The 3063-nt window shown below is 62.6% G+C and carries 3 protein-coding genes; all 3 read right to left on the minus strand.

Translation table 11 applies throughout. The features are described from left to right. Positions 1-1798: PQQ-binding-like beta-propeller repeat protein (locus NVV99_RS26075; protein ID WP_260783264.1), on the minus strand; the 1798-nt coding region annotated here is incomplete at its 3' end. A gap of 139 nt (positions 1799-1937) precedes the next feature. Beyond that, positions 1938-2645 carry an IS6 family transposase gene (locus NVV99_RS26080; protein ID WP_064257844.1) on the minus strand — a complete coding sequence of 236 codons (708 nt, stop codon included), beginning with the start codon at positions 2643-2645 and terminating at the stop codon, positions 1938-1940. Further along, a complete protein-coding gene (locus tag NVV99_RS26085; RefSeq protein ID WP_260783265.1) occupies positions 2545-2994 on the minus strand; it encodes a hypothetical protein in 450 nt (149 codons plus the stop codon). Before NVV99_RS26085 ends, NVV99_RS26080 begins: the two co-directional genes overlap by 101 nt. Positions 2995-3063: the final 69 nt, after the last annotated feature.

The following is a 3063-nucleotide window of genomic DNA, read 5'->3' on the forward strand; positions in this document are numbered from 1 at the left end:
GTACCGCTTCGATCCTGCTGCCATAGGTTTCATCCTCCCTTGAGAGGAGCCCTCCGGAAATCCCGGGAGGGATCAGATCGAGCGTTGCGGCGAGTTCCTCCGAACCTGAGGGGGCGACTGCCCAGACTTCACCAGTGACAGTCACGGCGATGATCTGGTCGCCGATGATCAGGGGCTCGGTCGCTATTCCGATTCCGGTAGACCGGTATGGCCCCCACCCTTGGTGTCCCTGCTGCGGTATGTGCGTGGGGTCGGCCGTTGGCGCACCCGTTGCCAGGTTCAGACGGTAAATTGTGCCATCGCCGGTGATCGCGACGACGCGGTCACCTATACACACCGGCGGTGTGGTTGTGAAGCCGCCGGCGATGGGTGTTGACCACAGGGTGCTGCCCGTGGTCAAGGCGATGCGGTCGAGGGTTTGGGTATCGGTGCGGACCACCAGTGCATCGCCTGTTCCGGGGATCGCGCTCACGGTGCTCGGCGCTGCTGGGGGAGTGAACTGACTCCACACCACTGTGCCATCACGAGCGTCGAGGGCGGTCAACCCTCGGTAGGGGCCGCCGAAGGGAAACACGACATGATGTCCGTGTGTGAGCCCGCGACCGTAGGTCATGAGGGTGTCGACGGGGGCGAGATCTGATGTGCTCCATAGTACTTGGCCAGTGTCGGCGCATAGTGCAGACAGTCGGTCGAGGGTGCCGGTGATCAGTGTCCCGTCTGTGGTCAGTTCAGGTGCGTTGAGCAGGCGAATCTGGTCTGCGGCGGGCAGTGCGTGCGTCCATCGGATTGTTCCGTCAGTGGTGTCGAGGCACGTGAGGGTGCCGGAGAAGGCCGTGGCGATCAGTGTGTCACCCCACGCCGTCAGCGATGTGACGGCATCACCATCGACGGGGACCGTCCACTTAGCGTGCCCGTCTCGGCCACTGACAAGGGTCACGTGCGCTTGTCCTTGCCGTGTGGTGGGTACCGCCACGTGGTGCTGTCCCACGCGAGAGAGATTGCCGCCGTGCTGATTATGTCCGTCGGGTGCCGACCACAGCATCGAGTGCACCGTCGGCGCGGGTGTGGACTGGTGACGGGTCCAGGTGTGCTGGGTTTGGCGACGCAGTGAGTGGTCCTGGGTGACGTCGAGGAGGTGCCAGGAGGGGGCCGACCAATCAAAGCCGCCGAAGCTGGTCGGTGGTGCGGTGAGGTAGTGGATCTGTCCGATGTGTCGATCGACGCTCACGTGCCAATGACCGGAGAGGATCGAAATGCGGGTCGTCGGGCCTGCATAGCTGGTAATAAGGTCCTGCAGCCCAGGGTCGGGCACGTCGTGCGTGAGGACTAGTAGCGGGCGCTCGCTGGCATCCAGATCATGTCGGATGAACTCCTTCTGGGCATTGCAGTCGATGCCGCAGGTGTAGCTGAACCAGTCCAGGGCCAGTACATGGAACGTTCCGATGTCTGCAGACCACCACCGGGGACCGAAGGCGTGTTCGTAGCGCCAGGTGGTGGCGGTTCCGAGGAAGCCGCCACCGACCGGTTGGTCTGCGTTCGCGGGTTCGTGGCGGTGTCCGTAGTGGTCGTGATTGCCAGGGATGACTTCGACCTGGATCGGTGAGCCTGCCAGCACGGCTTGCAACAGTTCGTACTCGTCGGGCGTCCCGTGATCGGTGAGATCACCGGTGATCACCGCGAGCTGGGCACCGGCCTGCTGCGCCGCAGACAAGGCGGCACGCAAGCCCTCTGCGCCGTTGGTGTTGTCACCGAACCTGTTTGCTAACTCCACTCCGTCAGCCGTGTTGCCATTCGACAACGACAGGTGGGGATCGGAGAGGTGGAGTAGTGCCCCATAGAGTGGTGTAACTCGGTGGGCACTGTCACGTTAATCGAAAAGTATAGCGGCACAGCTAGTTTGGGACGAACTGCTACGGAACATCTTCGGGCCGTTCACTTCAGGCGGCGTCGGTCACGGTGACTTCCTCCCAGACCGCGAATCGGTCGGCCATCTCGGTGCGCCACTCGGTCGCGGTTAGTCGATGCCGGCGGGGCCGGAAGTGAGGTGAGATGCTGCTGAACGCTGACAGGAATCGTTGCGCGTGCCCAGGTGAGGTGAAGCGTTTCATCGCACGTTCGCGTTGTCGGGTCGGTTGGTGCGAGTTCTCGGCGCGATTATTCAAGTACTTCGACTGGCGATGCTCGACCGATCCCAGCAGTTCGCGGTGGGCGACCTGGTAGCTGCCGAGTTTGTCGGTGACGATCACCCGCGGCACATACTCCAGACTTTTGAGCAGCTTGCGGAAGAACCGTTTGGCCGCCAACGCGTTTCGGCGGGACTGGACCAGCACGTCGAGCACGTTTCCATCCTGGTCGACCGCCCGCCATAAGTAATGCAGTGTGCCGTTGATTTTAATGAAGACCTCGTCGAGGTACCACTTGTCACCGGGCCGGGCCCGCCGTCGGCGCAGCGCGTTGGCGTAGGACTGCCCGAACTTGGCGCACCACCGGCGGATCGTCTCGTAACTCACCACGACACCGCGTTCGAGCATCATCTCCTCGACTTCACGGAAGCTGAGCGGAAACCGGAAGTACAACCACACGCAGTGGTTGATGATCTCGGCCGGGTATCTGTGGCCTTTGTACGACAGTAGTGCGGTGCTCACCCCACCGATTCTCCCAGTTCGCCGACTTCAACAACGTGACAGTGCCCTTGGGCGGGCGTGGGGCGTTCAGGTCGTTCCATGCGGCTTTGAGCACCGACCGCAGTGGGCGGTCGGCGTTGACGTATTTCGTGACCTTCGAGGTGAGCACGACACCGAGCGCGAGGATGATCAGGATCGACTGGAAGTTGATCGGGACGTGCACGATCGCGCGGGCGATGATGAAGATCGCCACGGGGATGACGAAGCCGATTCCGACCGCTCCGTAGCGCACTCGGAACGGCAGTGTGAAGCCGGTCGGGCCGAGATAGTGCCGGTCCACGCGGTGCAGCATGTCGTCGTTGTCGATCACGGTCGTGCCCTTCAGTCGTCGGCCGGTGGTTGCAGGTAGCGGTCAGACCTGGATGCCGACCAGACCGAG

Source organism: Rhodococcus sp. PAE-6, assembly GCF_025290685.1.
In the GTDB taxonomy this organism is placed as follows: Bacteria; Actinomycetota; Actinomycetes; order Mycobacteriales; family Mycobacteriaceae; genus Rhodococcus; species Rhodococcus pyridinivorans.